27 protein-coding genes are annotated in these 25783 nt (G+C 57.4%); 10 read left to right on the forward strand and 17 right to left on the reverse strand.

All coding sequences use genetic code 11. From position 1 onward, the window contains the following. Positions 1 to 51: 51 nt before the first annotated feature. Together JC200_RS02105 and JC200_RS02110 are read right to left on the reverse strand one after the other, a co-directional pair. A complete protein-coding gene (locus tag JC200_RS02105; protein WP_274434532.1) occupies positions 52 to 1371 on the reverse strand; it encodes a hypothetical protein in 1320 nt (439 codons plus the stop codon). 3 nt (positions 1372 to 1374) lie between these two features. Continuing rightward, the gene (locus JC200_RS02110; RefSeq protein WP_274434533.1) at positions 1375 to 1545 is read right to left on the reverse strand and encodes a hypothetical protein; all 171 of its coding nucleotides are present in this window, start codon (positions 1543 to 1545) and stop codon (positions 1375 to 1377) included. A gap of 180 nt (positions 1546 to 1725) precedes the next feature. Between JC200_RS02110 and JC200_RS02115 the strand changes: the two genes are divergently transcribed. From JC200_RS02115 to JC200_RS02125, 3 genes are read left to right on the forward strand one after another with little or no spacing between them, the layout of a single operon-like run. Continuing rightward, a complete protein-coding gene (locus JC200_RS02115; RefSeq protein ID WP_274434534.1) occupies positions 1726 to 1965 on the forward strand; it encodes a DUF2249 domain-containing protein in 240 nt (79 codons plus the stop codon). After that, positions 1962 to 2357 carry a hypothetical protein gene (locus JC200_RS02120; protein WP_274434535.1) on the forward strand — a complete coding sequence of 132 codons (396 nt, stop codon included), beginning with the start codon at positions 1962 to 1964 and terminating at the stop codon, positions 2355 to 2357. Before JC200_RS02115 ends, JC200_RS02120 begins: the two co-directional genes overlap by 4 nt. Then, on the forward strand, positions 2344 to 2679 hold the full coding sequence (locus JC200_RS02125) for a hypothetical protein (RefSeq protein WP_274434536.1): 336 nt from the start codon (positions 2344 to 2346) through the stop codon (positions 2677 to 2679). Before JC200_RS02120 ends, JC200_RS02125 begins: the two co-directional genes overlap by 14 nt. A 136-nt stretch (positions 2680 to 2815) precedes the next feature. On the opposite strand, the gene JC200_RS02130 is transcribed toward JC200_RS02125, so the two are convergent. The 11 genes from JC200_RS02130 to JC200_RS02180 form a co-directional block, all read right to left on the reverse strand. Further along, the gene (locus JC200_RS02130; protein ID WP_274434537.1) at positions 2816 to 3256 is read right to left on the reverse strand and encodes a MarR family winged helix-turn-helix transcriptional regulator; all 441 of its coding nucleotides are present in this window, start codon (positions 3254 to 3256) and stop codon (positions 2816 to 2818) included. 32 nt (positions 3257 to 3288) lie between these two features. Beyond that, on the reverse strand, positions 3289 to 4356 hold the full coding sequence (locus JC200_RS02135) for a tellurite resistance/C4-dicarboxylate transporter family protein (RefSeq protein ID WP_274434538.1): 1068 nt from the start codon (positions 4354 to 4356) through the stop codon (positions 3289 to 3291). 34 nt (positions 4357 to 4390) lie between these two features. Continuing rightward, complete coding sequence (narI, locus tag JC200_RS02140; RefSeq protein WP_274434539.1) at positions 4391 to 5080, reverse strand: respiratory nitrate reductase subunit gamma; 690 nt, start codon at positions 5078 to 5080, stop codon at positions 4391 to 4393. 54 nt (positions 5081 to 5134) lie between these two features. Next, positions 5135 to 5782 carry a nitrate reductase molybdenum cofactor assembly chaperone gene (gene narJ, locus JC200_RS02145; RefSeq protein ID WP_274434540.1) on the reverse strand — a complete coding sequence of 216 codons (648 nt, stop codon included), beginning with the start codon at positions 5780 to 5782 and terminating at the stop codon, positions 5135 to 5137. After that, positions 5782 to 7272, reverse strand: a complete 1491-nt coding sequence (gene narH / locus JC200_RS02150; RefSeq protein WP_274434541.1) for a nitrate reductase subunit beta — start codon at positions 7270 to 7272, stop codon at positions 5782 to 5784. The genes narJ and narH overlap by 1 nt, the downstream gene beginning before the upstream one ends. Next, entirely contained in the window at positions 7262 to 10948 is a 3687-nt protein-coding gene (locus JC200_RS02155; RefSeq protein ID WP_274434542.1) for a nitrate reductase subunit alpha, read from the reverse strand. The genes narH and JC200_RS02155 overlap by 11 nt, the downstream gene beginning before the upstream one ends. 99 nt (positions 10949 to 11047) lie before the next feature. Then, positions 11048 to 11314: a hypothetical protein gene (locus tag JC200_RS02160; protein ID WP_274434543.1), complete on the reverse strand. Its 267-nt coding sequence runs from the start codon at positions 11312 to 11314 to the stop codon at positions 11048 to 11050. After that, a complete protein-coding gene (locus JC200_RS02165) occupies positions 11311 to 11748 on the reverse strand; it encodes a hemerythrin domain-containing protein (RefSeq protein WP_274434544.1) in 438 nt (145 codons plus the stop codon). The genes JC200_RS02160 and JC200_RS02165 overlap by 4 nt, the downstream gene beginning before the upstream one ends. Before the next feature lie 339 nt (positions 11749 to 12087). Next, the gene (locus JC200_RS02170) at positions 12088 to 12231 is read right to left on the reverse strand and encodes a hypothetical protein (RefSeq protein ID WP_274434545.1); all 144 of its coding nucleotides are present in this window, start codon (positions 12229 to 12231) and stop codon (positions 12088 to 12090) included. 243 nt (positions 12232 to 12474) lie between these two features. Then, positions 12475 to 13143, reverse strand: a complete 669-nt coding sequence (locus JC200_RS02175) for a Crp/Fnr family transcriptional regulator (RefSeq protein ID WP_274434546.1) — start codon at positions 13141 to 13143, stop codon at positions 12475 to 12477. A gap of 377 nt (positions 13144 to 13520) precedes the next feature. Further along, a complete protein-coding gene (locus JC200_RS02180) occupies positions 13521 to 13805 on the reverse strand; it encodes a hypothetical protein (protein ID WP_274434547.1) in 285 nt (94 codons plus the stop codon). 277 nt (positions 13806 to 14082) lie between these two features. Between JC200_RS02180 and JC200_RS02185 the strand changes: the two genes are divergently transcribed. The 4 genes from JC200_RS02185 (at position 14083) to JC200_RS02200 (ending at position 17446) form a co-directional block, all read left to right on the forward strand. After that, a complete protein-coding gene (locus JC200_RS02185) occupies positions 14083 to 14454 on the forward strand; it encodes a DUF488 domain-containing protein (protein ID WP_274434548.1) in 372 nt (123 codons plus the stop codon). 229 nt (positions 14455 to 14683) lie between these two features. Further along, positions 14684 to 14944: an amino acid decarboxylase gene (locus JC200_RS02190; protein ID WP_274434549.1), complete on the forward strand. Its 261-nt coding sequence runs from the start codon at positions 14684 to 14686 to the stop codon at positions 14942 to 14944. Between the two features lie 144 nt (positions 14945 to 15088). Beyond that, the gene (locus JC200_RS02195; protein WP_274434550.1) at positions 15089 to 15325 is read left to right on the forward strand and encodes a ferredoxin family protein; all 237 of its coding nucleotides are present in this window, start codon (positions 15089 to 15091) and stop codon (positions 15323 to 15325) included. Between the two features lie 330 nt (positions 15326 to 15655). After that, a complete protein-coding gene (locus JC200_RS02200) occupies positions 15656 to 17446 on the forward strand; it encodes a chloride channel protein (RefSeq protein ID WP_274434551.1) in 1791 nt (596 codons plus the stop codon). Between the two features lie 241 nt (positions 17447 to 17687). On the opposite strand, the gene JC200_RS02205 is transcribed toward JC200_RS02200, so the two are convergent. Together JC200_RS02205 and tpx are read right to left on the reverse strand one after the other, a co-directional pair. Then, on the reverse strand, positions 17688 to 18677 hold the full coding sequence (locus JC200_RS02205; RefSeq protein ID WP_274436447.1) for a lipoate--protein ligase: 990 nt from the start codon (positions 18675 to 18677) through the stop codon (positions 17688 to 17690). A gap of 123 nt (positions 18678 to 18800) precedes the next feature. Beyond that, positions 18801 to 19322, reverse strand: a complete 522-nt coding sequence (gene tpx, locus JC200_RS02210; protein WP_274434552.1) for a thiol peroxidase — start codon at positions 19320 to 19322, stop codon at positions 18801 to 18803. A 274-nt stretch (positions 19323 to 19596) separates the two neighbouring features. On the opposite strand from tpx, the gene JC200_RS02215 reads away from it, so the two are divergent. The 3 genes from JC200_RS02215 to JC200_RS02225 all read left to right on the forward strand — a co-directional run bounded on the left by JC200_RS02215 (position 19597) and on the right by JC200_RS02225 (position 21335). Continuing rightward, entirely contained in the window at positions 19597 to 20031 is a 435-nt protein-coding gene (locus JC200_RS02215; protein ID WP_274434554.1) for a hypothetical protein, read from the forward strand. A gap of 196 nt (positions 20032 to 20227) precedes the next feature. Beyond that, the gene (gene ric, locus JC200_RS02220; RefSeq protein ID WP_274434555.1) at positions 20228 to 20953 is read left to right on the forward strand and encodes an iron-sulfur cluster repair di-iron protein; all 726 of its coding nucleotides are present in this window, start codon (positions 20228 to 20230) and stop codon (positions 20951 to 20953) included. A gap of 121 nt (positions 20954 to 21074) precedes the next feature. After that, entirely contained in the window at positions 21075 to 21335 is a 261-nt protein-coding gene (locus JC200_RS02225; protein ID WP_274434556.1) for a CGCGG family putative rSAM-modified RiPP protein, read from the forward strand. A gap of 159 nt (positions 21336 to 21494) precedes the next feature. Here JC200_RS02225 and odhB read toward each other — a convergent pair whose 3' ends face one another. Next, positions 21495 to 22724, reverse strand: coding sequence for a 2-oxoglutarate dehydrogenase complex dihydrolipoyllysine-residue succinyltransferase (gene odhB / locus JC200_RS02230; protein ID WP_274434557.1), 1230 nt, complete (start codon positions 22722 to 22724; stop codon positions 21495 to 21497). Positions 22725 to 22755: 31 nt separating this feature from the next. Beyond that, a complete protein-coding gene (locus JC200_RS02235; protein WP_274434558.1) occupies positions 22756 to 25566 on the reverse strand; it encodes a 2-oxoglutarate dehydrogenase E1 component in 2811 nt (936 codons plus the stop codon). Positions 25567 to 25783 lie beyond the last annotated feature (217 nt).

Here is a 25783-nt window from a genome sequence, read left to right on the forward strand (position 1 = left end):
GTAAGAGGGCGCTTCGATCCACAGCCAGTGCACGGTGACAGAGGCAGTACACTACACGGCTCTCCTTGAGGTCAGCCACATGAGTAGAAACGCGACGGCGCTCAGCGCAGCCAGCGTCCCACCGACAGCCAAGAGCACAAATGCCAACTGGGACGTCGCCCAGTGTATCCAGGCAAATGCCACGACCATCAGCAGCGACCCGATGATGGCACCTGCTGCCTGAACGGCGGCAACCGGGCGCGGAGGTTCTCTACGGTGCAAGACATAGGGAAAGAGTGTGTACCCAATGCCGTAGACGAGGTTTGTCCCAAAGCCGAGAAACAGCAAGTGGAACGCAACGAGAGTAAAAGGACTCAGACCGCCAATGAGGAAAGCACCGAGAACAAGGCAAAAGACCCAGGCTGCCCACCACAGTCCACGGCTCACGACAGGAATCGGTAAGGTTGGTTGCCCATTCACACGGCGGCGACTGAACATCCACAGATAGGATGCACCAAACCACAAGAACGGCAGGCCCAGGAGGCGCGACGCCACACCTGCAACAGCAGGTGACCACACCAGCCCTAACACCCCAACAACAACCGCGACGCCCCACACGAGTTGTGCAACGAGTGACCCTCGCGCACTCACTCCCGTACCGAGGAAGCGAGGGAACATGTGCAGAGCCACAGCGAAAATTGTCCCTGCTATCCAGCCGTAGTAGAGCAAGAACAACGCGCCTGTCATTTGCTCAGGCAGTGTCCCGGGTGAGGTCACGGAGCGGACAAGCATCCACGCAGTTCCTGCGAGCAACAGCATGGCGGACACATCTGTTCCGCGCTGTCCAACGCGGTCGGTAGCTTGGTACGCACCACCGCGACGCAGCAAAGAAAGTGGGTGTAACGATAGGTCAGGCGTACTTTTACGGACTGCCCCCGCCTTCCTTAGACTGACCACAGCGGAGAGAATATTGGCAAGAAACAGGACCGGGGCAACAAACTGCAACACGAGACCACTCCAGAGAAGCGGTTTGCTCAGCAGCAAAAGTCCGACTACTACGCCAATCACGCCCAGTTGCGCACCGATGAGTTGCAACCACCCCACCCACGGTTTTGGCGGACGAAGTCCGGCCGCGATCGAAAGTACCGCGTAGGTCATACCGTAAATCAACATTGTCAGCCAACCGAATGGATTGATTTCGCCGTGCACTTGGCCGAGTACGGCCCCCGCTGACGGCTGGACTGCCATCCAGCCCCCGAAGCTAGCGCCAACGATGAAATTCACAAACGCAGCTACAATGAACGCTTTGGGTAACCGGCCAATAAAGGGTTCGTTTACAGTCAGCGTTTGCCCACCTAGACCACGCGGTCCTTCTGTCTGTTGTCTCGGCACGTGTCAGTCCTCCAGTGGACCAAACTCGAGCTCATCCATTTCTTCCACTCCGCCACTCTGCCAGGCAATGACAAGCGTCCGAAGCAGGCATGCTGGGTTTGTCACAACTTCTCGCACCTCTCCTTGTTCACCCGTCTGCGGGTGCGTTACGACATCTCCGATCTGCTTTCGCACAAGGCCACCTCCGCTCATGTCCACGCGCAGTGCTTCAGAACCGTTGACACATTTCTTTTGATGACATTATAGCCACCCTGGCAGTTGCGCGAACGTGATCGTCATCACGGACAGGTGCGCCACCGCGGCGTAACATTCAATTTGTCAAACAACAAACCGCACCCTGAGGAGGGATAGTTCGTGAGTGAATTCACAGCTACCGTTAACGCGACAGAGTATCCGCCGCACCTGAAACACAAGGTGATCTTCGAGACCTTTGACAAACTCGACGCAGGGCAAGCCATGCTCCTGGTTAACGACCACGACCCGCAACCACTCCACTACCAGTTCCAGTTGGAGCGCAAAGGAGAATTTTCTTGGGAGTACATCGAGCGTGGACCCGAGTGGTTTCGCATTCGCATCGGCCGTGTCGACAAGTGACAGCCAGAGTCAGTTGGCTGCCAGTCGGCCACATTGCGCATGGCTACCGGCGCGTGTTCGCGGTCTTTGAGGGCTCATCACTACGACACGTTATCAACTTGTCGCCGCTTCCCTACGAACACGTGTACGGCGTCATGAGCTTGGCTGGCGACGCGGGCGTGGAAGACCCCTCCTTGTGGTGGGGTCTTTCCGTGATTGACTCGCTCATCTCAGACGGCACCCTGCTCGGTCCAGAAAATCCGGTGACCGCCGACGACGGCTTCATCCATGTGCGGCCACGCGCGCCAAGTGACAGGGAACTGCTTCCACTCTCCACGTATCAGGCGATTCTTCGAGAAGGAAGTTGGTCTGTTCCGAATCGAAGGGAGGACATACAAAGTGGCGGAAATTGACGTCATCAATGAATCGACGATGAAAATTAAAGTACAACTGGACGATGCCGTGCGCATGGTCAATGAGGCGACGCGCAATGTCGCTTCATACGCCCATGACATTGTGACAATCTACGAGAAGATGCCGGCCTTCGATTACACCAGCTTCTGCTTTTACGCTTACAACAGCGCAAAGCTGTTCGAGTTTGCCTTGGAGACCAACCCAAAAGAATACACGTCTTTTTCCTTAGACGCGCCGGACTCTTTCTTTTACGCGCTCTACGGCGGGATGGCTGCCCTCTACGAGACAGCAAAAAGTCACCTTTTAGAAGAGTCTGCTTGATTCCAGATTGCGCCACGGCATTGTGCCCGATGACATCCTAAAATCAGGCGAAGTCCCGTTCCAGGAACTCCGCCTGACTTGGGTCTGTGACCGCAAGCGACCGCGAGCGCCGATACCCCGCCACGTCGAGACCCGCTCACGATTCATCTCCTTCCACCACCGTAAAAGCCGGGAAGTCGCGGACCATGAAGTTCGTGTGCGACAACCCCAGTCGGCGCAACTCCGCCTGGTGCCGAATGGTCAGGCGTTCGAGGATGTCGCGACCGTGATCGGTCAATTCGATGCACACGCTGCGCCCGTCCGTCGGGTGGTCAAATCGGCGCACCAAATTTAACTTCTCACACCTCTGAATCAGACCAAGCGCACTGTGGTGGCGCACTTGCAGTCGCTCTGCAATCTCCGTCGGTGTCATCCACGAGCGACTTGGATACCCAGCAATGCTGAGCAACAGCTGGTGTTGGTTGGGTGTGATGCCAACGTCGATGGCCGCCTGCTGGCTGAAGTGCAGAAACTTCCTCAAGCGGTAGCGAAACTCAGCCAACTCCTGGTAATCGCTTTGTGTCGGTTTACCGTCCATCTGTTTCTCTTCTCCCCTATGGTGAATCGCTGTTATCGAACCTGCGCCTTTGTCTTTCGGTCTAAAATCTGCGGCTGGCGCCTCAACAAGAGTGAAGCACAGTATCCCGCCGCTGCCAGCACCCAAGCGAGCACTGCGGCATCAAGGCACCAGGGCACGATGGCGTGAACGACATGCAGGCCCTTGATTTGGCTCATCGTGTCCGTAGCCGCCGTGTACATGCCGAGCGGGAAGACAATACTCCACAAAGCGGCCTCATAGCGGATGGGCTCTCGAAACACGATAAACTTCCAGACGCCGATGAGGACGAGAAGCGGGATCCACCAACTCCCCCAAACCCACAACATGAACGTAAAACCCTCGATAAACGGCTTGGTCAATAACAGAAAACTAGACCAGTGCGGGTATAAGATCAACCTCGACCCCGCGAGTGTCGTGATCGCCATGGCCCCCATGTTGATCCAATACGGCGGACTCAAGTCGACAGCCTTGATCGAGTGAAAGAAGAAGCGGTACATGATGAGGGCGATAAAAATCAGGTAGATAATGATCCCCAGTCCCCAAAAGGCTGTCGACGCCAGCAGCAACCCTGCTGAATGGGTTGGAAAGGTGTCTGCCATAGCAGAGCCGAGCGCGGCGAGCGACTCAACGCCGACTGTCGTCACGAGCCAGCCACCGTTGATGGCATGGTGAATCGGGTCCGTGTTGTAAAACACGAGAAACACCAAGATGAAATACATCAACAAACTCCAAGACGCGACACCGATGACACCCAGCCACAGCGGCGTCAGCACATGCCCGCGGAGCACAAAGTCGGTGCCGAGCACGTCCGTGGCGGCGACAAACGTGAAGTAGCCGAACACCTTCGTCGCGTCGGTAAGGTCGCGCCAGACAAGTTTGGGAAACCACACCACGCGGAGCAGATAAGCAACGACCAACACCGCATAGAGAGGTGTCGCGATGTCAAACGTCACGGTTGAAAACAACATGTGTCCGGTGAGCCGCAGCGCGATCGACACAATTCCGGTGGCCATTACCGCTGCAAAGTAGCCGGTGTACAGTTCTTTCACAGAGGACTTAATTTTCTCGACCACGGTCATTGTGCCACCCCCTTGAATGAAACGCCGCGTGAGTCTACAGCCGCTTGTTCATCGACGCGCGCGTGCGATACTGGATTGGCGGCCGCAGTGGGTACGTCACAGGCGCACTCCACACATGAACCAAGCGCGTGAACGGCGAAGCGGCCAGCAGTGCGAACGACGCGATGATGTGAATCTGGAGCAGTGTCGGAACCGACGTCATCAGCGCAGCTGCCGGGTGGAGCGTCAGAGTGTCGCGGATCCACGGGCCGACTGTGGCGCGGTACTCGTACGGTCCGTAGATGTTGTTGGCGCCGATTGTGACGGCGTCTCCGAGGCCAACCACGATAAACAAGAGCGCAAGCGCGACAAAGTCACCCGCTGACGAGTTGCTGCGCACCCGCGCATTCGCAATGCGGCGGAAGAGCAGAATGGTCACGCCCACAAAGGCAGCAAACCCAGCTAACCCTCCGAACAGATCCGCCACTTTGTGGTAGAGTTCGTTCGACACCCCGAGGTCGTGATAGACTGCCAGGGGTACAAGAAGCCCCAGGACGTGTCCGCCAATGACCAACAGAATGCCCCAGTGGAACAACAGGCTGCCGTAGCGCAACCACTTCTTTTCAAGCACCTCACTCGACTTCGACCCCCACCTGCGTTGCCCGTAAACAAAGCGGTAGACGGTCCCGACGATCATGAGTCCGAGCGTCAGGTACGGGTAGATGACCCACCAGAATTGTGCCATGCCGATCCATCCTTTCGATGCGTAGTTGTGTCATCACGGTTTCCGCGGCTCTGTTCAGTCGTAATGAAGCGGATACGGCAACTCGGCAAGGTCTGCTTCTTCCCTGGCGCCACCACCGCTTTCGGGCGATACCTCTGGCAACAAGTCCAGTGCCGCCTGGAGAACAGGGTAGTAAGGACTCTCTTCCGGAAGCGCCGCATAGACCTGTCCACACACCCACGCGAGGCGCTGCTCGAGGGACAGTGTGTTCACGGTTTCCGGTTTAACCGCCAGGAACTCCAACAAAAGTGGAACGTAATCAGGCAACTCGCTGCCTGCCAACTCATAGCCCGCCTCTTCCAGCAGCTGTTTGCACTCGATGAGGGCCGTGCCGCGCTTGCGGCTGTCACCGAGTTCGTGCGCCGTCAAATACAGGGTCCGTTTGTCGCTGAAGTCAAACGTCTCGACGTAGCGGCGCTGAAGAATGGTCACAGGGGTTCGCAGAAACTCATCCAGTACAGGTGCCAGCAGCGAAGCAACATCTGTGCGCGCAGCCGCCAGGTCATTTTGCAACTCAAGAAGCTCATCCCGCCACGTGCCCTCCTGTGGGTATGTCAACAGCCAGGACACGGCTGCGACACCTACCGAACGTGCCTCTTGTTCAGCAGGCGAGTACTCTAATGCTGACTTCACTTCCGACATCTGCTCGGTTACGTCTCCCATCACACGCGCACCCCCTTGCGTGCGAGCGGTGGGATGACGCCTTCCGGGGGCGCCAGGTCCTCCAGGCTGCAGGCGCCTTGCTCGTAGGCGAGGTCCGGGTCCATCTCGCGCCGGCCGGTCGGAATCACGAAGCGCTCGTTGTACTTGGCGACACCAAACAAACGCGCCATCCCCTCGACCTGCTTCGCAGTGAGCCCAGCCTCTTTCAACAGTTCGGAACTCGCCAGGTCTGCCTCATTGCGTGCGCGCATGTAGGCCCGCATCGACACGAGGCGCAGCAGCGTTTTTCGGATCACGCTGACATCGCCCGCGCTGAGAATCGACGCCAAGTACTCCATCGGAATGCGCATCGAATCCACAGTCGGGATGTAGCTGTCGGCGGCACACGTGTCCTCGTCGACGTGCGACATCATCGGGGAGAGCGGCGGCACGTACCACACCATCGGCAGCGTGCGGTACTCCGGGTGCAGCGGCAGTGCGACGCCCCACTCGATGGCCATCTTGTAGACCGGCGAGTTCTGCGCAGCTTCAATCCACGCCTCGGTGATGCCTGCCGCGCGGGCCGCTGCGATCACTTCCGGGTCGTGCGGGTTCAAGAACACGTCTAACTGTGCAGGGTATAGGTCCTTCTCGTCTTTGACGGACGCTGCGGCCTTCACTTTGTCGGCGTCGTAGAAAATGACGCCAAGGTAGCGAATGCGCCCAACACAGGTCTCCGAGCAGACAGTCGGCAACCCCGCCTCAATGCGCGGGTAGCAGAAATGACATTTCTCTGCCTTATGCGTGTTCCACTTGAAGTACACCTTCTTGTACGGACAGGCGCTGACACAGAAGCGCCAACCGCGACAAGCGTCCTGGTCGACCAGGACGATGCCGTCTTCATCCCGTTTGTAGAGCGCGCCGGACGGACAGGCCGCGACACACGCAGGGTTCAGGCAGTGCTCGCAAATGCGCGGCAAGTACATCATGAACGTCTGCTCGTAGGTGAAAGCGACATGCTCCTGCAGTTCTTTGAAGTTGGGGTCGCGCGGTGCAATCTCGGACCCGCCCGCCAAGTCGTCGTCCCAGTTCGGCCCCCATGTCGGCTGGTCCATCACCTTTCCTGTCAGAAGCGAGCGCGGCCGCGCCACAGGTTGGTGTTCGCGCTTCGGGCTGTCGATCAAGTTCTCGTAGTCGTACGTCCACGGCTCATAGTAGTCGTCGATCGTCGGCTGGTCCGGATTGTGAAAGATGTTTGCGAGTTTCGAGATGGCACCGCCTGCACGCAGCTTCAGCTTGCCGTTTTGCAGGTGCCAGCCACCGCGGAAACGCTCTTGGTCCTCCCACTCGCGTGGGTAGCCGGGGCCTGGACGGGTTTCGACGTTGTTAAACCAGGCGTACTCGACGCCGGGTCGGTTAGTCCAGGTGTTCTTGCAGGTCACGCTGCAGGTGTGACAACCGATGCATTTGTCCAGGTTCATGACCATGGCGACTTGTGCTTTAATGTTCAAGCCACTTCACCTCTTTGAGTGGTCGAATCAGGGTCATCACGTCACGCTGATGGCCGGTCGGCCCGTAGTAGTTAAATCCGTAGGAAAGCTGTGCGTAGCCGCCAATCATGTGCGTCGGTTTCGGGATGATGCGCGTGACGCTGTTGTGCGTGCCGCCACGGTCCTGCGTGATGGCGCTGGCAGGCACCCCCACCGTGCGATCCTGCGCGTGGTACATCATCGCGATGCCCATTGGCAACCGGTACGTCACCACGGCTCGACAGGCAATCGCACCGTTGCGGTTGTACACTTCGACCCAGTCGTTGTCCTTAATCCCGATGCGCTTCGCGTCCTCTTCGCTCATCCAGATGGTCTGGCCCCCGCGAAACAGCGTCAACATGCGATGGTTGTCGGAGTAGGTGGAGTGAATCCCCCATTTTTGGTGCGGCGTCAGATAGCGCACCATGACCGTCTGCGTGTCGCCGCCGTCCACCGACGGGTCGCCGTTACTAAACGGCGCAATGCCAAGCGGCGGCCGGTACAGCGGCAATCCTTCGCCGAAGTCGAGCATCATCTCGTGGTCGAGGTAGAAGTGCTGGCGGCCCGTCAGCGTGTGCCAGGGAATCAGGTACTCGACGTTCGATGTAAACGGCGAGTACCGCCGGTCCTTCCCTTCAAGTCCGCTCCACACCGGCGTTGCGAGCGACAGCCGCGGTTGCACGGTGATGTCGTCAAACGTGTAAGCTTCTTCTTTGCGCCCCACCTCGACGTTCGCGATGTCGAGGCCCGTCACCTTGGCCAAGGCCCCCCATTCCTCTTGCGCACGCTCGCCGTTCGACGCGCCTGACAGCGTGAGAATGGCTTCCACCGCGTGAATCGCCTCATCCAGCCGCGGTCGCCCGAACCCCGCGCCGTCTCGGTCCGATACGCCGTTGCGCTCGGCTAACTCGTGACTCGCTCGCTCACCAGAGATGTGAATCCCCTTCGCGCCGTACGACTTCTCCACCAGCGGCCCAAGGGTCGTCATCTGGTTGAACAGGTTCGGGTAGTCGCGGTGCACCGTGATGAACTTCGGCATCGTCTGACCCGGGATGGCGTCCACTTCACCCTTGCGCCAGTCCCGCACCTTACCGCGGTCCAGTGCCAGTTCGTCTGCCGAGTCGTGCGCGAGCGGTGCCATGACAACGTCGTCCTGAGCAGGTAAGTAGTCTTTGGCAAGGCGCGAGAACGTCTCGGCGATTGACCGGAACGCGTTCCAGTCCGTTCGCGTCTCCCACGGCGGTGAAATTGCCGGGTTGAACGGATGGATAAACGGGTGCATGTCGGTGGAGCTCAGGTCGTGCTTCTCGTACCACGTCGCCGCAGGCAGCACGATGTCCGAGTAGAGCCCGGTGCCGGTCATGCGAAAGTCAATGTCAATGAGCAGGTCGAGCTTGCCGCGCGGCGCCTCGTCGCTCATCTTGATGTCGGAGGGCTGCCAGGACGCCTGTTCGTCCCCCAGCACGTGACCGCTCGTGCCAAGCAAGTGCTGCAAGAAATACTCATGTCCCTTCGAACTTGACCCAAGAAGGTTGGAACGCCAGACAAAGAACACCCTCGGGAAGTTTCTCGGGTTGTCCGGGTCTTCGATCGCGAACTGAATCTTGTCTAGTTTCAGTTGCTCTGCGACGTAACTGGCGACCTTCTCCGGTGTATCTGCGCCGGCTGCCCGCGCGTGCTGCAGAACTTCAAGTGAGTTTTGAGTCCACTGCGGGAACGACGGGAGCCAGCCGAGCCGAGCCGACAGGGCGTTCACGTCTGCCGGGTGCATGTGGTGGAACCGGCCTCCAGTCGGTGACCCCAGCGTCTTTGTGTCCAACTCTTCATAGCGGTATTGATCGGTGGCAAAGTAAAAGAACGACGTCCCGTTCTGCTGCCGCGCCGGACGCACCCAGTCACTCGCAAACGCCACAGTCGACCAGCCTTCGAGCGGCCGCACCTTTTCCTGGCCGACGTAGTGAGCCCAACCGCCGCCGTTCACCCCTTGGCAGCCCGTAAGCATCACCAAGTTGATGATCGCGCGGTAGATCATGTCGCTGTGGTACCAGTGGTTCGTCCCGGCGCCGAGCGCGATCATGCACTTGCCGTGCGTGCGCTCGGCCGTCTCGGCGAACTCGCGGGCGATGCGAATGACGTCTTCGCGCTTGACGCCCGTGATGGCTTCCTGCCAGCCAGGCGTGTAGGGAACCTCGTCGTCGTAGTCTTTTGGGTAGTCGCCCGGCAAGCCCCGGCCGACGCCCGTGTGCGCGAGCATGAGGTCGAGAACGGTGGTCACGTACACCTCAGACCCATCCGTCCTTTGCAGCTTGTGGACAGGGACGCCGCGCGTGAGCACGCTCGGCTCGCGACCGCCGAAGTATGGGAACTGCACCATCACGACGTCGTCTGCCCCGTCGAGACAGCTAAGCGCCGGGACAATCGCGCTGCCGCCTTCCGCCTCAAGGCGCAGATTCCACTGATTTGCGCCGTCGTAGCGGGATCCGATGGAGCCCTTGGGGATAACAACTTGACCCGTGGTTTCGTCCCATACGGCAGTCTTCCAGGCACCCTTCTCGACGTCCGAGCAAATGTCGTCCGCTCTCAGGAAGGGACCGGGCGCATACGCTTCACCGTGCGCGTCCAGCGTGACGAGGAACGACAGGTCCGTGTACTGGCGGACATAGTCGAAGAAGTACGGGGTCCTCTGGTCGACGTAAAACTCCTTGAGGATGACGTGTGTCATCGCCATCGCAAGAGCAGCGTCCGTGCCCGCCTTCGCGGGCAGCCACTGGTCTGCGAACTTGATGTACTCCGCGTAGTCCGGGCTCACGCCGACGACCTTTGTGCCCTTGTAGCGTGCCTCGACCATAAAGTGCGCGTCTGGCGTGCGCGTCATCGGCAGGTTGGTGCCCCAGATGATGAAGTACTCTGAGTTGTACCAGTCGGCGCTCTCCGGCACATCGGTCTGGTCACCCCAGATCTGCGGCGATGCTGGCGGAAGGTCGGCGTACCAGTCGTAGAAGCTGAGGATGGTGCCACCGAGCAGGGACAAAAAGCGGGAGCCGGCAGCGTAACTCACCTGAGACATTGCAGGGATGGGGCTAAACCCGACGACGCGGTCCGGACCGTGCTCTTTGATTGTGTAAATGGAAGCTGCCGCGATGATTTCGGTGACTTCGTCCCACGTCGCGCGCACCAGGCCGCCTTTGCCGCGGGCGTTCCAGTAGCGAAGGCGCTTTGCGTCATCGGTGACGATGTTCTTCCACGCCTCGATGGGGCTTTCGGTGCGGCTGCGCTCTGCTCGCCACAGGTCGATGAGGTCGCCGCGAACATACGGGTACTTCACGCGCAGCGGGCTGTACTCGTACCACGAAAAGCTGGCGCCGCGCGGGCAGCCGCGGGGTTCGTACTCGGGTACGTTCGGGCCAAGCGACGGGTAGTCGGTCTGCTGTGTCTCAAAGGCGATGATCCCGTCTTTGACCGCGATCTTCCAGCTGCACGAACCGGTGCAGTTGACGCCGTGTGTGGAACGCACGACCTTGTCGTAGCGCCAGCGGTTGCGGTACGTGTCTTCCCAGTCGCGCGGACGGTCGGTCTTTTCGGACCACCCGTTGTTGAAGCGTTCCTTTTGCCGCAAGTGGAGAAGATGCTTGCGCTTTTGCGCAGATAGCTTTGTCACATCTATCAATCCCTTCTTCAGGCGGCCTGTTCAGCCTACTTCGTCAATGTCACTGCCGTCTAACGGACGGTTCCGCAACTCTCGCCACCGTCAGGTCGTTCAGATCGGTCGGTAGTACTCGCCGACAATCCTGAAGGACGCGTTGTTGACCTCTAAATCGGCTAGAAATTGCTCCCAAGTCGCGAGGTTTGCTGCGACGAGAATCAGCCGTTCGAGCGACTCCAGTTTGTCGATCTGTTCAATGGCAGTCCTCACTTCCGGAGGAATGGCGCCAAAGCGTAACTCAAGTAGTCCCAGCAGGTCGTCACGGTCAGTGAGCAGTGCCTCTTGCTGCAACGCTTCCTGTGTCAGGTCCTTTGTCGTCATTTGCTCGCCCCCTCTGTCGGCCTCGTTGCAAAAATAAGCCGTTCTTCCTCACGGCTATGGGCCTCTACCAGCCAAAGCAACATGTCAAATCGAGCCAGTGCAAGCTTCAGCTCATCTGACGTCAGATACGTCTCCGCCTCTGAGACGAGTTTTCGCATCAAGTCGTGATCATGAGTCAATGCCGCAATGTCAACAGCGCGCTCTGAGTTCGCAGCGAGAATTTCGCTGTAGAGCCCTTCCTCTTCTTCAGTAGCGTGACGCAAAGTGCGTGTTTGCCAGTGTTCGACAACCAACTGAGCCGCTGCTTTTGCCTTGTCAAGCATCTGTTCAGCATGCAACTGCCGCACCACGGTTGTTAGTTCGTCCGCTTCAAACAGCGCAGCGTTGTGTATGGCTTCATGTGCATTTCCCTGCTTCAGTGCAGGACCGGACATCGAAGCACCCCCTAGCCAAGGATTCAGTCGACCACGTTTATCGTCGCGCGATATAAATGGACAGAACAACCCAACGCAAAGCATTCCCGGCAAGCTTTTGTATCGTTTTGCGATACAACTCAACTGATAGCACAACTTTACCTGCTGTCAGATGCTCCGATAAGTTCATGTCGGACTATTCATTACCGTGTAGATGAACTAGTACAATTGGACCATGAGGTGTATCACAAGGCTTGTCAGCCTCCGCAGGAGACACCAGCGGGGCGTGGTCATTCAAGGTTCGGTGAAGGAGTGAGGGTGCCCACGAGCCCTCCCAGGGCACCCATTTCATCTTGCGTACTAGGACAACACCGGACTCGCTAATTCCGCGCAATGGATGACTTGCGCGGCGAGTTGACAATACGCCGCTGCTTGAGGTGTTCCATCTGCAAGGAGAGCAGACGCAGCCCCGACATGAACCTCTGGGTCTTCGACTTCACGCAAAGCTTCCAACCCTACAATGACCTTGCTCGTGCGGCAGCAGAAGCCTCATTTGCAGAGTAACAGAGGCTTCCCAACCGGAATGTGAGCAATGTCACGAAGTAAAGGTATCACCTACGCTGTATGAAAAATGAGAGGTGGACGCGTCCATTCGAAACAATCATAATAGCCGTACCCGGAGTCCCTGGCACGGCTACAACTTCTCGTCGACTGGTTTGGATGGCTACATTCGCAGATCAGCTGTTGTCAAAGCTTCTCCATGTCTAACACCCACTCGTCGCGCTGGCCCTTTAAAACACCATCGCGGCGCAACTGGTTCCAGACCCGATTGACAGACTCCCGAGTCATGCCAATCATGTGTGCCATCTCTTCGTGTGTGATCGGCAATTTTACGTAGACTCCATCTGGCCGTTCCACGCCGTGTTCTTCGGCAAAATGTCGCAGCAGAGCGGTCACTCGGTCGTGCGACGCAAACAGAGCGAGTTCCTGAAGTTTTGCTTGGAGGTCTAAAATTCGTTCCCCCATCACGTGCATGACTTTACGCGCCATGTCGGGGTACTCTGTGAGTAGTACGTCGAACTGATTGCGGCGAATCGAGAGTAAAACGCTCGCTTCCATCGCCTGTGCGGTTCCTGGGTACGGGCTGTCCTGAAAAAAACCCACGTGAGGAAACATCTTTCCGCGGCCAAGGATGTTTACGATGTGCTCGCGGCCTTCCTCATCGACTTTGATGACCTTTATGAGTCCTCTGCGGATGAAAAACACTTCTTCCCGCTCCTGACCCTCCATGAAGACGTACTCGCCCTTGGCGTACGCTCGCTCCCCAGCAAGGTTGTGGACCCGGGACAGTTCCTCCTCTGTCAAATCCTTAAACAGCGTAATCTCTCTCAGGAGTTCTATTCCAGTGGCCGACATGTAGTCCCGCCTTCTCTCTGACCGTGACATTGGCGAATGGTGGCATCAGCCACATCTTTGTCCATTATACGTCAGTGGGGTTCACCGCGGCATCCAGTCTAAACGGACCGCCATACTCATCCAGTTCGCTTGATCTTGCGGGCTTTCCGCTACACCGAGCGCATTCCTGAGAAACACACCCTCGGTCAATCTGCGAAAGGTACTTCTCTCCGCCTCGCCACTTGCCAGCTCGCACGTCAATCGTCACTGCATAAGATTCCAAGGTCTTTGCATCCCCTCTCTGCTCTATACCGTGGAGACAGGTGCGCACCATTTGATGCAGCGCCTTCGTCTCACTGCGAGTATGGTGCGTCGCCGGGACTAGACTGTGCGCCAAATCACGACCGCAAACCCAAGCGGTATTCGAGGTAAGCGCAGAAGTTCGCGAGTCTGGGGAAGGTGCGAAAGACGCTTTGCTGTGGGAGCTGTGCGGGATCGAAATCAAGTCCGAAATCCGCGCACATCTCGTCAAGCGCTAGGAGTACACCTTTTACATCGTAGTGAAAGACGGTATCGGTCCGCATCTCCCAAGGCAAATCGTTTGAGCCGCCACTAGTCTGTGAAGCGACCGCGGCCCGCACGGTCGCTTGAATTTTTTCTCGGGTTTCCCCTACTGTCGACAACGTGTCCACCTGCTCCACTCTGAAATCACTCTCGTCTCAGGTGTACAGAAGAACCGTACCCCTGGCAAGCCCAAAGAGCGAATGCGTCTGCCAGCCCTGCCTAGGCATGTGGCAACGAAGACGACAGACAGACCTAATGACGCAGCTCCACAGGTGGAATGAGGCGGCCATGTAGCCTGAATTCTTCACCTGCATATTATCGTGTCGTATACTGAGCGTGACGTTCGGGACGAGTCCTGCAGGTAACACTCCTCGTGTGTCAGGGGGTACGCATGCGATGTCATCCGAGCACAAGTTGCAGTTAAAACGCGTGTACGAACCATGGTGCGAATCAGACGGGAAGCGCGTCCTCATCGACCGAATCTGGCCGAGAGGTGTCAGCAAAGGCAATGCGAAGGTCGATATCTGGTTAAAGCAAATTGCCCCATCCCAAGACTTGCGGGCGTGGTTTTCGCACGACCCCGAACGGTTTGACGCATTTCGTTCCGCCTACCAAATGGAGCTAAGCAGTCAGGAGGAGAAACGTACGGCAGTGGAAACTGTGCTTGGGGAGCTGTGCGAAGGCGACGTCACGCTTCTCTACGGGGCTAAAGACTCTGTGCACAACCACGCTGTCGTTCTCTACAACTACCTGCAGACAAGACGGTAGGGTGCAGTTTGGCATCCAAGCCAGGCGCATAGAGACGCCAGTGTCGCTGTGCGGAAGGAACCGACGCGATTGCGGTGCTGGACATGTCTCCCGCGCCCTGCCCACCACGCCTACGCAGACCCCAGTGAGGTGTGTGATCTACCACACACCTGTCTTTCTTTCCATTTGGCATGCTGAACACATGCTAGAGATTCTGGAGCTTCGTGTACAGAGCAGAGGAGACATAAACATGGACATGACGGACCTGTTGGAGATTGAGCGTGAGGAGTCAAGGCTGTCGGTCGACGCCCGAAGCGCAATTCGGAAGGGGTTCCACCCGCGTCACGAAATCGTCAAACTCGTGGAAGAAGCTCCGACTGGCACAATTTGCGAAATTCATGTACCACACCGCACCGGCCCACTCATCAACGCCCTGCAAGACGGCGGGCGGCACGTCGCAGTGTCCGAAATCGAGCCGGGACATTGGCGGCTGCGCGTCCTGAAGCTGTGACCGCGACGGTAGTGGGCAAAGTGGGGACGCGCGGGAGCCCGCGTGTCGCTCAAGTTCCACGTCGTGACCGAAGTCACAGCTCCACTCCCAGAAGCGGACTACGCTGTGTATGTAGTCGAAGTCAATGGAAAGGAGTGAGCAACCATGGCGTTCGTCATCACATCACCGTGCATTGGCGAAAAGGCCGCCGACTGCGTAGAGGCCTGTCCTGTCGACGCGATTCACGACGGTGGGGACACCTACCTGATTGACCCGAACGTGTGTATCGACTGTGGAGCTTGTGAGCCAGTCTGCCCGGTCTCGGCCATCTTCCAGGAAGAGTACGTGCCGGACGAAGAACAGGCTTGGATCGCCATCAATCGCGAGTTTTACGAACGGTAGGCCGACCTGCGACTCTTGAAGTCGACCTGTACCATCTAGGCTTGCATCTTCCCCGTAAGCACCAATATCCTTTCCACACCACTGGTGGGACCATGCGGCGGCATTGTCCCACTTCTTGTATCAGCACACACTCTGCGTACCCGACTTCGTTCCCCATCCAAACTTCCTCGACTACCCCCACTCCCTTACGTCGCCGAGTTGTCATTTATATCGTATTACGATATAAAATAGAATGCGTATGCTTTCACAGAGAAACGCGAATGAGAAGCGCGAACGGTCATCCCACAAGACACAGATCGGCCCGATGAACGAAGGGAGTCCTTCAACAAGATGAGCGGTCGTCTCCGTAAAACCGGTGATTTTACTACATCCACGCAAATTTTGCGCTTGTCCGCCGCCGCGCTTCTGATTGGAGCGGCATGTGCCTTCATTGCAATCGTGTTGCTGAAGATGATCTACTTTTTTACCAACCTGTCCTTCTATCATAGGTTGTCCTTTGCCTACATCACGCCAACACACAACCACTTGCACACCTGGGTTATCATTCCTCCGATTGTCGGCGCTCTCCTGATTGGCCTAATGGCTCGGTTTGGGTCAGAGAAAATCCGCGGCCACGGCATACCCGAAGCCATCGAGGCTATGCTCATCAATGAGAGTAAGGTCCAACCGCGAGTTGCGTTCTGGAAGCCCATCTCGGCCGCTATTTCGATCGGCTCCGGCGGTCCGTTCGGTGCCGAAGGACCGATCATCATGACAGGCGGGTCGTTTGGGTCGCTGTTTAGCCAGTTTCTGCATTTTTCCTCCATCGAACGGCGCATTCTGCTCGTCGCAGGCGCAGCTGGCGGTATGTCTGCCACTTTTGCATCGCCCGTATCAGCCGTCTTGTTCGCGGTTGAACTGCTTGTGTTTGAGTTTAAACCGCGCAGTCTTGTTCCGATCGCGATCGCCAGCGCAGTTGCAGACGCCATTCGCATCGCAGTGATTGGGCCAGGTCCGTTGTTCGGCATGCCGAACCTCGAACACGTTCCGGTCAGCTTACTCCTGGTTGCAACTATAATCGGGGTTGTAGGCAGTTTCCTCGCCGTTCTTTTAACGTGGGCCATCTACGGTGTTGAGGACGCGTTCCGGAAACTGCCCATCCACTGGATGTGGTGGCCAGCCCTCGGCGCAGTTGTGATTGGCGTCGGAGGCATGTTCTCTCCGCGTGCACTCGGGGTTGGCTACGACAGCATCGCTGCGATGTTAAACGTAAAACTGGCTCTGTACACGTTGCTGACGTTGCTCATCGTGAAGACGATAATTTGGGTCGTCGCTCTCGGTTCCGGCACTTCGGGCGGCATTCTTGCGCCAATTTTAATCATCGGGGGCAGCCTTGGCGGAGTCGCTGCGGATTTGTTCCACGCACCACACCCGGGCGTCTGGGCACTGCTCGGGATGTCCGCCATCTTCTCCGGGGTAACCCGGACACCGCTCACGAGCATCGTGTTCCCACTTGAATTGACTCACAACCTCGGCGCGCTCCTGCCGCTGCTCATCACATCCGCCATTGCGACAGGATTGTCTTCTCTCATTCTGCCGAGGTCAATTTTGACGGAGAAGATTGTCCGTCGGGGACTGCACTTGAGCCGCGAGTATCACACAGACCCGCTGCAAATGCACTACTGCAGCGAAGTAGCGTTTGTCCCCGCCAATTCCATCGCTGCCAACACCCACCTTGGCGACGTAGCAGAGTCAGAGCTCATTCGGTATACCACCGCATCGTGGTTGAAGGTTGAAGACGACGAGCGAGCGCTGAACGGAATCGTCTTGGCATGGGAGGTGCTCAGGGGGTCGAAGCTGACGCCGCAGTCTCGCATTGCAGACTTAATCGCTGAGGCCCCTGTGGTCTTCGAGACGGACACAGCCAAGACCGCCCTTAGTGCAATGGTCGAGACAAGCGCCAACTGGGTCCGAGTCGTAGATTTGACTGGCGCGACGTCCGGGTTCATCACACCCGCGCAACTCTTCGAACTACGTAAGCGCGAGCGCGCCGAAGAAGCCGACCGCAGTCGAGTATTCTCCCTAACCGGCAGAAGCGAGTCGGTAGCGCAGGACGGCGCGGGTGAAGTCCCCCCTATGTAACGTGCCGCCGCTAGTTTCTCTTCGGTGGCTGATAGGTTCCTGGAACGGTTCGCATGCTAACCGTGAGCCGGTTCCAACCATTAATGGCGATCACGGCCATCGTCAACTGAACGAGCTCTTCCTCCGTAAACTGCGCTGTGCCTCCTCGTACACGTCGTCTTGCACGTGGCGGTCCGATACCAACTTCACCGCTTCCGTCGTTTTTTCTCCCAGAACGATTCTGCCGGATGAACCTGTGCGTTTAGGAAGTCAACAGGTTCAGAAACTCGTCTTTGCTGATGTCACCAAAGTAGGCTACCACATTAATCCCCTCTACTACATCGCGCAAATCGTCTGGGTCATAGCGGCAGCCAACCAACATGCGCTCCACCTCGCTGAGGTCCCCCATGCCAAAGAAGTCTCCGTAGATTTTGCAGGACTCAATCAGCCCTTTCACGACGTTCAGACGCACGTCGATGGAGCCGATGCCAAATCGCTTCTTTCGCTGCACATTAAACGGCGGCGACATGCCGTAGTTCCAATCCCAGTTTCGATAGCGTTCTTCTGAGATGGTGCGGATGTCTTTCCAGTCCGCCTCCCTCAACTTATACTCGGGGACGTCCACGCCGCCGAAAATGGCCTGAAGAAGGTGTTGACGAAACTCGCGAATCGTCATCGGCTCATCGAGCAGGTCCTTGATGTTTGCGACGCGGCTGCGCACCGACTTGATTCCCTTTGACTCAATCTTCTCGGCGCTGACATGCAACGCTGATGCGACTGCCTCTAGGTCCACTTCAAACATCAGGGTGCCGTGACTAAACATGCGCCCGCGCGTAGCGAACTGCGCGTTCCCAGAGACCTTCTTGTCCCCAACCTGGATGTCATTGCGCCCTGTCAGGAGTGCCTCGACGCCGAGTGCCTGCAGAGCCTTTGTCACTGGTTCCGTGAAACGCCGAAAGTTGCGGAAGCTGTCCCCATCGTTCTTCGTAATGAAACTGAAACTCAGATTCCCGAGGTCGTGGTACACAGCGCCCCCGCCGGAGAGGCGACGCACGATGTGCACACCGTGATCGCGAACGTACTCCTGATTGATCTCTTCAAACGTATTTTGATTTTTCCCGATGATGATAGACGGCTCGTTGATGTAAAAGAGCAGGTAGGACTCCTCAATATCCAGGTGCGTCACTGCATACTCTTCAATCGCCAAGTTCACGGTAGGGTCCGTAATCCCCTGGTTGTCGATGAATAACAATTCGTTCACCTCCCATGTGTTGCTCTCGCCGCCGATGTGCGGAATCTCCACCTTGCGCTCCGAATCACGCTATAAAAAGTGGCTTGCTGCAAGCAGCAAGCCACTATGCCCCCGGTCCCTTTCCTATTTGGAAGCTTCCTTCGCGGCCTCAAGCGCTGCCTCATAGTTTGGATGTTGCCCTGCTTGCGGAACGTATTCCACGTATGTCACCTTGTCTTGACGATCGACAACGAAAACCGCCCGGCTTTCCAGACGATGTTCCTTGATATGTGTCCCGTACGCATCTCCGAATGACATATTCAAGTGGTCCGACAGAGTCTGAACTCTGTCTACTCCTGCTGCGCCACACCACCGCTTTTGTGCGAACGGCAAGTCTGCGCTGACGGTGAGAATGACGACATCGGCTCCAAGCCCGCTCGCCTCTTCGTTGAACCGCCTTGTTTGCGCGTCACAAACACCGGTGTCAAGCGACGGCACTACACTGATGATGCGAGTCTGCCCGTTGCTGTCAGCCAGCGTCACCTTCGAGAGGTCGTTTGCCACCAGTTCGAAATCGGGCGCTGTATCACCTGCTTTCAGCTCTGGTCCGACGAGTGTGCAATGTTGAGTCCCGAACAAAAAAGCTTCCTTCCGTTCTGTTCCCATGTACTTATCCCCCAATCCAGCGTTTTCGGAGTTACCCAAGACCATTGTACCCATGCCTGATGGTCGGAAACAAATAACTTACCAGGTCTAAAAGATATTTGTACGATGTTGATAGAACACACCTGCCTCGAGGTTCTCTGCAACTTGTCGGAAATCGCATCGGCTTCGTCCACAGTTGCAGGATTACGGCCGGTCGACACATTGCTTTGTGTCCATCCCCCGTTGTGTTAGATTGACAAGGTGCACTGATTCTGTGCGGTAAGGAGATAATGTAGTGCAGTCTCGAAAATCCACTGAGAAGATGGCTAAGCAATTGTTCCTTCTCCTGCAAACCGACCTACCGGATGATGCGCAGGTACCGAAGCTAAAGCGCGAGCGAGTGTCTACAGAACTGTTGTACCTCTCCATGTTCCTGACCGATCTCGCCGTATATCTGACTTTTCGAGATACGCCAGAACGCAGTCAACTGATGGAACGGTTTTGGAACCTCGTGAGTACTGCTGGCCTCAACATGGATGTCGTCGGAGAACGGATGCAGGCCTACAGTGAATCGAGCAAGGCTGCAACCAGAGACGAAGCATTCGTTCAGCTGGGAAAGACATTCGCATGGCACTGCCTGGCGCTCGGTGATGTTGATATTGCCACCCTCGGAGAGGCCGCGGCAGAACGCCACTTGGAAGTCCTGGTGACTCTCCTCGCAGAATCATGACGAGACTTCGGGCAATCGCAGGCCATCAAGCCGCACCCGGCACATGCCCGCCCCCAACAGCCAGACCCTCCTGCTACAGCTTGGTTCTTCGAACCGACCTCAACAACTTCGCTTGAATGTGATCTCGATCAAAGTCTCCCTGCCTGTCGCCTGTTACGCTCATAGCGTAGTCCAAACGAGGCGGAGGTGCCCACAAATGAGTGTGACATTCACAGAAGCAGACAAACTGGGCGATGTCGTTGTTAAATTCCCGCAAGCTGCGCAGATTTTCAAGCAGTACCAGATCGACTTTTGCTGTGGCGGTGAGCAGCTGCTTGGCGAGGCAGTCGCAGAACACGAGATCAACAGCGTAGCTTTACTCCAAAACCTGAATGACACGTATGCAGATGCGTTGAAACAGGGTACCGAGATTCGCGATTGGTCTGCTGTTTCTCTCGAACAGCTGATTCACCACATTGTCAATACACACCATGCGTATCTGAATCAAGTGTTCCCCACCCTGAGCGAGCTGACAGCGAAAATCCTGCGTGTTCACGGAGCACACCACGGAGCACAGCTTGCTCAAGTCCATCGGCTGTTTAACCAACTCCGAATGGACATGGAGGCGCACATGATTGCGGAGGAGGAACGCGTGTTCCCGCAAATTGTGGATTATGAGCGTCACCCGTCAATCGAGAAGCTGAACGCGGTCATCCATGCAGTCGAGGAACTTGACACGGAGCACGACCAAACCGGTCAACTGGTGAAGGACCTGCGCAAGGTCACAGACAACTACGCTTTACCCGAAGATGCCTGTGGCACGTATACGTATGTGTTTCAGGAGTTACAAAACCTCGAGTCCGATATCTTCCAACACATCCACCTCGAGAATAATGTGCTGTTTGTGCACCTGCGCAACGCACAGGTTGCCCCCCTCGCTTAATCCGTTTGTGGAGCCGAAGCCGTGCATGTGATCAATCACACACACGGCTTCTTGAACTTGTGGCACCCTAGAGGTGAAAAGGAGCCTTACATGGCCCCCGTGAACAGGGAGGTTGCAGACCATGGGAAACTGGTCCGTGAATCTGGAAACAGAAGAGTACATGGACAATCGTGATCTGATACTCAAGGACGCCGTGGAGGCCATCCTCGAGACGAAACCCGGCTATTACGTCAACCTGGCTGTCGCTGAGAACCACGGCAACCCGGATGACTACCTCATCCCGGCCTTGGAGCAGGAGTTCGGTGGCCGTGTTCACATTCGCTTCATTGACCAATGCGGATGCGGCGGCTACGTCTACCGCGTTACCCGTCGGGCGTCTTAACCCAGCCCGATAGATTAACGCCTTGAGCGCGTTCTTTGTCACATTATGTATTCCCAAAGAAGCGATCACGCTCAAGCGCACGAGAGACTGCCCCATTCGACCTCTAGCACGCCTGTTCTGGGCAGCCTCTCGTTGATCCGGGCTCAACCAAGCCACAGACTAGCCTTCGATGAGCAAGCTCTCTGGGTCTTCCACCAGTTCTTTCACCATTGCGAGGAACTGTACAGCTTCTGCGCCATCTACGATGCGGTGATCGTAGGACAAAGCGATGTACATCATCGGCCGAATCTCCACTTTACCGTCGACTGCAGCCGGGCGCTCCTTGATGCTGTGCATGCCGAGAATCCCCACCTGCGGCGGGTTGAGAATCGGCGTCGAGAACAGAGAACCAAACACCCCACCGTTTGTAACCGTAAATGTCCCACCTTGCAGGTCTGCCAAGCCAAGTCGGTTGTCCCGAGCGAGCCCGGCCAGGCGTCCAATCTCGCGTTCAATGTCTGCGAATGAAAGGCGGTCGGCGTCACGCACTACGGGTACCACTAGGCCACCTTCCGTCGACACGGCCACACCGATATCGTAGTGGTGTTTCAGAATCATGTCCTTCCCGTCGATCTCGGCGTTCAGCCGCGGGAACGCCCGCAGTGCTGCAACCGTAGCCTTGGTGAAGAACGACATGAAGCCGAGGGAGACACCGTGCCGGTTCTTAAAGTTCTCTTTCCGCGCGGAGCGAAGTTTCATGATCGCGGACATATCCACCTCATTGAACGTCGTCAACATTGCGCTCGTCCGCTGTGCCTCGACGAGCCTCGTCGCGATCGTCAGGCGACGCCGCGACATCCGCTGCCGCTCCTCATCCGGGCGCGCCGCTTGTTGCATTCCGGCTACCTCCGCAACCGTTCCGTGCTCCCGCGCCAGCCTGCGCATCGACGGCGTCGCCCGCTCAGGCGTTGCCGATACATCGCGGTCGTTATGTGCGTCCTCGCCTTCTTGGGCCCCGGTACGACCAGAGGATACGCTCACACCCGCAGTCGCAGCCGAATTTGCAGACTCTGATACCTGAGCGGGTTTCGCCCCAACTGGCGCAGTGCGACTCTCTGTCGCGCCAGCCGTCGCCGTCGACTCGTTCGCCGCTGGCGCGCTCAGCGCAACTTGTGCAGCTTGCTGAAGCTCCGCAATCGCCTCTCCGACTTGAACCGTTTCCCCCTCCGGTTTCAAAATCACGCCGAGAATCCCCTGCTCTTCTGCCATCACTTCCACGTTCACTTTGTCGGTTTCCAGTTCGGCGACTGCATCCCCCGCTTCGACCGCGTCGCCTGCGTGTTTTAACCACGTCAGAATTGTCGCCTCGACGATTGACTCCCCTAACTCAGGCACTCGGATGCTGCTCATTGTGCTCCCTCCTCGGCATCGCTCTCATCGCTCACTTACTCCACGCCTCTTCAAACAGCTGTTGCTGAGTGGCCTCGTGTAAGTCCGGAAATCCTTCGGCTGGGCTCGATCGTTCGGGTCGACCCAAGTAGCGCAGCGAAACGCTTGCCGGCAGCATGGCCCGGATGCGCGGCGCCATGTATGTCCAGGCACCCATGTTCCGCGGTTCCTCTTGCAGCCATACGACTTCGCGGACATTCGGCAACTCTTCCAGCACCTGCTTTAGGTCGTTGTTCGGGAATGGGTAGAGCTGCTCCACCCGGGTCATTGCCAGCCAAGGTGGGAGTCCACTCGCTGCTGCCGCTGCCGCGAAGTCCACTGCCACCTTGCCCGAAGCGAGCACCAGCCTCTCGACACTGTCGCCACCCGCGTGATCGAATAACACCGGTTGAAACCGCCCCTCCACCAAGTCGCGTACCGTAGATACTGCTCTCGGGTTGCGTAAGAGACTCTTCGGAGTCATCACGATGAGCGGCCTCGGGTCAACGCATAGCTGCTTCGCTTGCTGACGCAGGAGGTGGAAATACTGCGCTGCGGTCGACGGGTTCACGACACGCCAGTTTCCATCTGCGGACAGTTGTAAGTAGCGCTCAAGCCGCGCGCTTGAATGTTCCGGTCCCTGCCCCTCGTACCCATGTGGGAGCAGCAGGACGAGGCCTGACGCCTGTGCCCATTTCGCGCGGCCGGAACTGAGGAACTGGTCGATCAACACCTGTGCCACGTTCGCGAAATCGCCAAATTGAGCTTCCCACATCACTAAGGTATCGGGAGCCAATGTGTTGTAGCCGTACTCGAATCCCAGTACAGCCGTTTCTGAGAGCGGGCTGTTGTGGATTTCAAATGTTCCGCGTGCGTCTGGCAAGTGCTGCAGCGGACAGTACGTCGACCCCGTCTCTGTGTCGTGCAACACGAGGTGGCGATGGCCAAACGTACCGCGTTCCGTATCTTGTCCAGTCATGCGGATTGCGGTCCCATCCGTCAAGATTGATGCAAGCGCGAGCGCTTCGGCATCCGCCCATTCGACTTTACCGTCTTTGTGCAGGGCGGTCCGGCGCCGCTCTAGAATCCGGGCCAACTTCGGGTACAGCGAAAATCCAGGTGGGCTCGCGAGTAGCCCTTGATGTAACGCCTCCAGCTTTGCCTGCGGTACGCCCGTCGCAAAGGTCCGCGCGACCTCACCCTGTGGTATCGACGGCGCTTGGTCCGGGCGCTTGTCGGACCGGACTTCGCGTAGCGCAGTCTGTAGGCGGTCACGCACGACCTCCACTTGTCGCGTGACCTCCTCTCGGGATACAACTCCGGACGACAGCAGCGCCTTCGCCATCTGGGTGCGCACCGACTCGTGGCCAGTCACCACACTGTACATCTGAGGTTGGGTACTGACCGGGTCGTCCATCTCGTTATGCCCCCAGCGACGGTAGCCAATGAGGTCGATTAGGAAGTCTTTGTGAAACCGCTGGCGGTAGGCGTGAGCCAATCGCACGACCGCAATGCATGCTTCCGAGTCGTCGGCGTTGACGTGGACAATCGGGATCTCAAAACCTTTGGCCAAGTCACTGGCATAACGCGTCGAGCGTCCCTGTCCGACATCCGCGGTAAAGCCAATCTGGTTGTTCGCAATGATGTGGACCGTCCCACCCGTTTCGTAACCAACTAGGCGTGACAGGTTCAGTGTCTCCGCTACAACGCCCTCACCTGGGAAAGCTGCGTCACCGTGAATGAGCACGGCCAGCGAATGGTCTGGGTCGCGTGTCGGACACCCCCCATTCGACCGTTTGTCTTGCGTGGCTCGCACGTAGCCTTCGACCACCGGGTTGACAAACTCCAGGTGGCTTGGGTTATTCGCCAACACAAGTTGAACCTGCCGAACGTCACCTTCGGCTCGCTCGACGCTAGCGCCGAGGTGGTACTTGACGTCGCCTGTCCACCCATGGCTGATCCCGACCGACCCCTCAGATGGCACCAAGTCCGGGTTTGGCGCCGAATGAAACTCCGACAGGATGTTCCGATACGGTTTGCCAAGGATGTGCGCGAGGACGTTCAGTCGTCCGCGGTGGGCCATCCCCATCATGACGTGCCTGGCGCCAGACTGTGCTGCAGAGCGAATCAGGGTGTCGAGCATGGGCACCAGCATGTCCACGCCTTCAATGGAAAATCGCTTTTGCCCGGCGAACGCTTTGTGCAGGAACTGCTCAAACTCCTCGACTTCGATCAGGCGAAGGAGCGTTTCCTTTCGTTCTTCGGCTCTGCGAGGATTACGGAACTCGCGTGCTTCCACCGTCTGGGTCAGCCACTGCCGCTCCTCATCGTCGTCGATGTGCGAGAACTCAAAACCGATGGTACCGGTATAAACCTGCTTGAGCCATTGGTACGCTTCGAGCGCCGTCGATACGTGTTCCGGCGCGTCTGAGCAAACCCACCAAGCCGGCATCTGTGCGAGCTGCGCTTCATGGAGCTCGTGCGCGGCGGGATAGACGACAGCAGGGTCCGCAGCGTCCGCTGCAATCGGATTGACGTCGGCGACCACATGACCGTGCTCACGCAAGTTACTGACATATTGCTGAGCTAAGTGAATTTGTTTTACTTCATCGTTATCTACCAGCCATGCGTCGTCTTCCACAGGAAGCGTTCGCGTCCTTACGGAGGGTGGTGCTCCGTTTTCTTCAAACCACTTCCTTGTCTCTTCATCTACGCTCTCCGGGTGCTCGAGGAAACGCTCATACAGTTCCTCTACGTACGCTGCGTTGACGTCTGACAACCCTTCCCTTGTGTCGAAAACGTCTGGTGCTCTCCCGACAGCCATGTGCTACGCCCCCTAGGAAGCAAACTCGCGAGGTCCCTCGTTGCCCGATGGACCGAGTCAACCGCACTCACCATTCACGCACGGCATCCTTCCTATCTTCCTGAATTGAGCGTAGTGTGATACATCAGAGTCGTCTGTGCGTCAGGTCACAGTACAGCCAAGTTCTTCGTCACGGCTTGCGCTTCATTGACTGTATCCCGAAGCTGCCGACCGGTCC

It is taken from the genome of Alicyclobacillus sp. ALC3 (assembly GCF_028751195.1).
Lineage (GTDB): Bacteria > Bacillota > Bacilli > Alicyclobacillales > Alicyclobacillaceae > Alicyclobacillus_L.

Bases quoted from the DNA above. Each gene is read 5' to 3' on its own strand.
- JC200_RS02130 (WP_274434537.1), bottom strand. From the start codon at position 3,256: ATGGACGGTAAACCGACACAAAGCGATTACCAGGAGTTGGCTGAGTTT.
- JC200_RS02135 (WP_274434538.1), bottom strand. From the start codon at position 4,356: ATGACCGTGGTCGAGAAAATTAAGTCCTCTGTGAAAGAACTGTACACC.
- narI (WP_274434539.1), bottom strand. From the start codon at position 5,080: ATGGCACAATTCTGGTGGGTCATCTACCCGTACCTGACGCTCGGACTC.
- narJ (WP_274434540.1), bottom strand. From the start codon at position 5,782: ATGGGAGACGTAACCGAGCAGATGTCGGAAGTGAAGTCAGCATTAGAG.
- JC200_RS02160 (WP_274434543.1), bottom strand. From the start codon at position 11,314: ATGACGACAAAGGACCTGACACAGGAAGCGTTGCAGCAAGAGGCACTG.
- JC200_RS02165 (WP_274434544.1), bottom strand. From the start codon at position 11,748: ATGTCCGGTCCTGCACTGAAGCAGGGAAATGCACATGAAGCCATACAC.
- JC200_RS02175 (WP_274434546.1), bottom strand. From the start codon at position 13,143: ATGTCGGCCACTGGAATAGAACTCCTGAGAGAGATTACGCTGTTTAAG.
- JC200_RS02185 (WP_274434548.1), top strand. From the start codon at position 14,083: ATGTCATCCGAGCACAAGTTGCAGTTAAAACGCGTGTACGAACCATGG.
- JC200_RS02190 (WP_274434549.1), top strand. From the start codon at position 14,684: ATGGACATGACGGACCTGTTGGAGATTGAGCGTGAGGAGTCAAGGCTG.
- JC200_RS02195 (WP_274434550.1), top strand. From the start codon at position 15,089: ATGGCGTTCGTCATCACATCACCGTGCATTGGCGAAAAGGCCGCCGAC.
- JC200_RS02200 (WP_274434551.1), top strand. From the start codon at position 15,656: ATGAGCGGTCGTCTCCGTAAAACCGGTGATTTTACTACATCCACGCAA.
- tpx (WP_274434552.1), bottom strand. From the start codon at position 19,322: ATGGGAACAGAACGGAAGGAAGCTTTTTTGTTCGGGACTCAACATTGC.
- ric (WP_274434555.1), top strand. From the start codon at position 20,228: ATGAGTGTGACATTCACAGAAGCAGACAAACTGGGCGATGTCGTTGTT.
- JC200_RS02225 (WP_274434556.1), top strand. From the start codon at position 21,075: ATGGGAAACTGGTCCGTGAATCTGGAAACAGAAGAGTACATGGACAAT.
- odhB (WP_274434557.1), bottom strand. From the start codon at position 22,724: ATGAGCAGCATCCGAGTGCCTGAGTTAGGGGAGTCAATCGTCGAGGCG.
- JC200_RS02235 (WP_274434558.1), bottom strand. From the start codon at position 25,566: ATGGCTGTCGGGAGAGCACCAGACGTTTTCGACACAAGGGAAGGGTTG.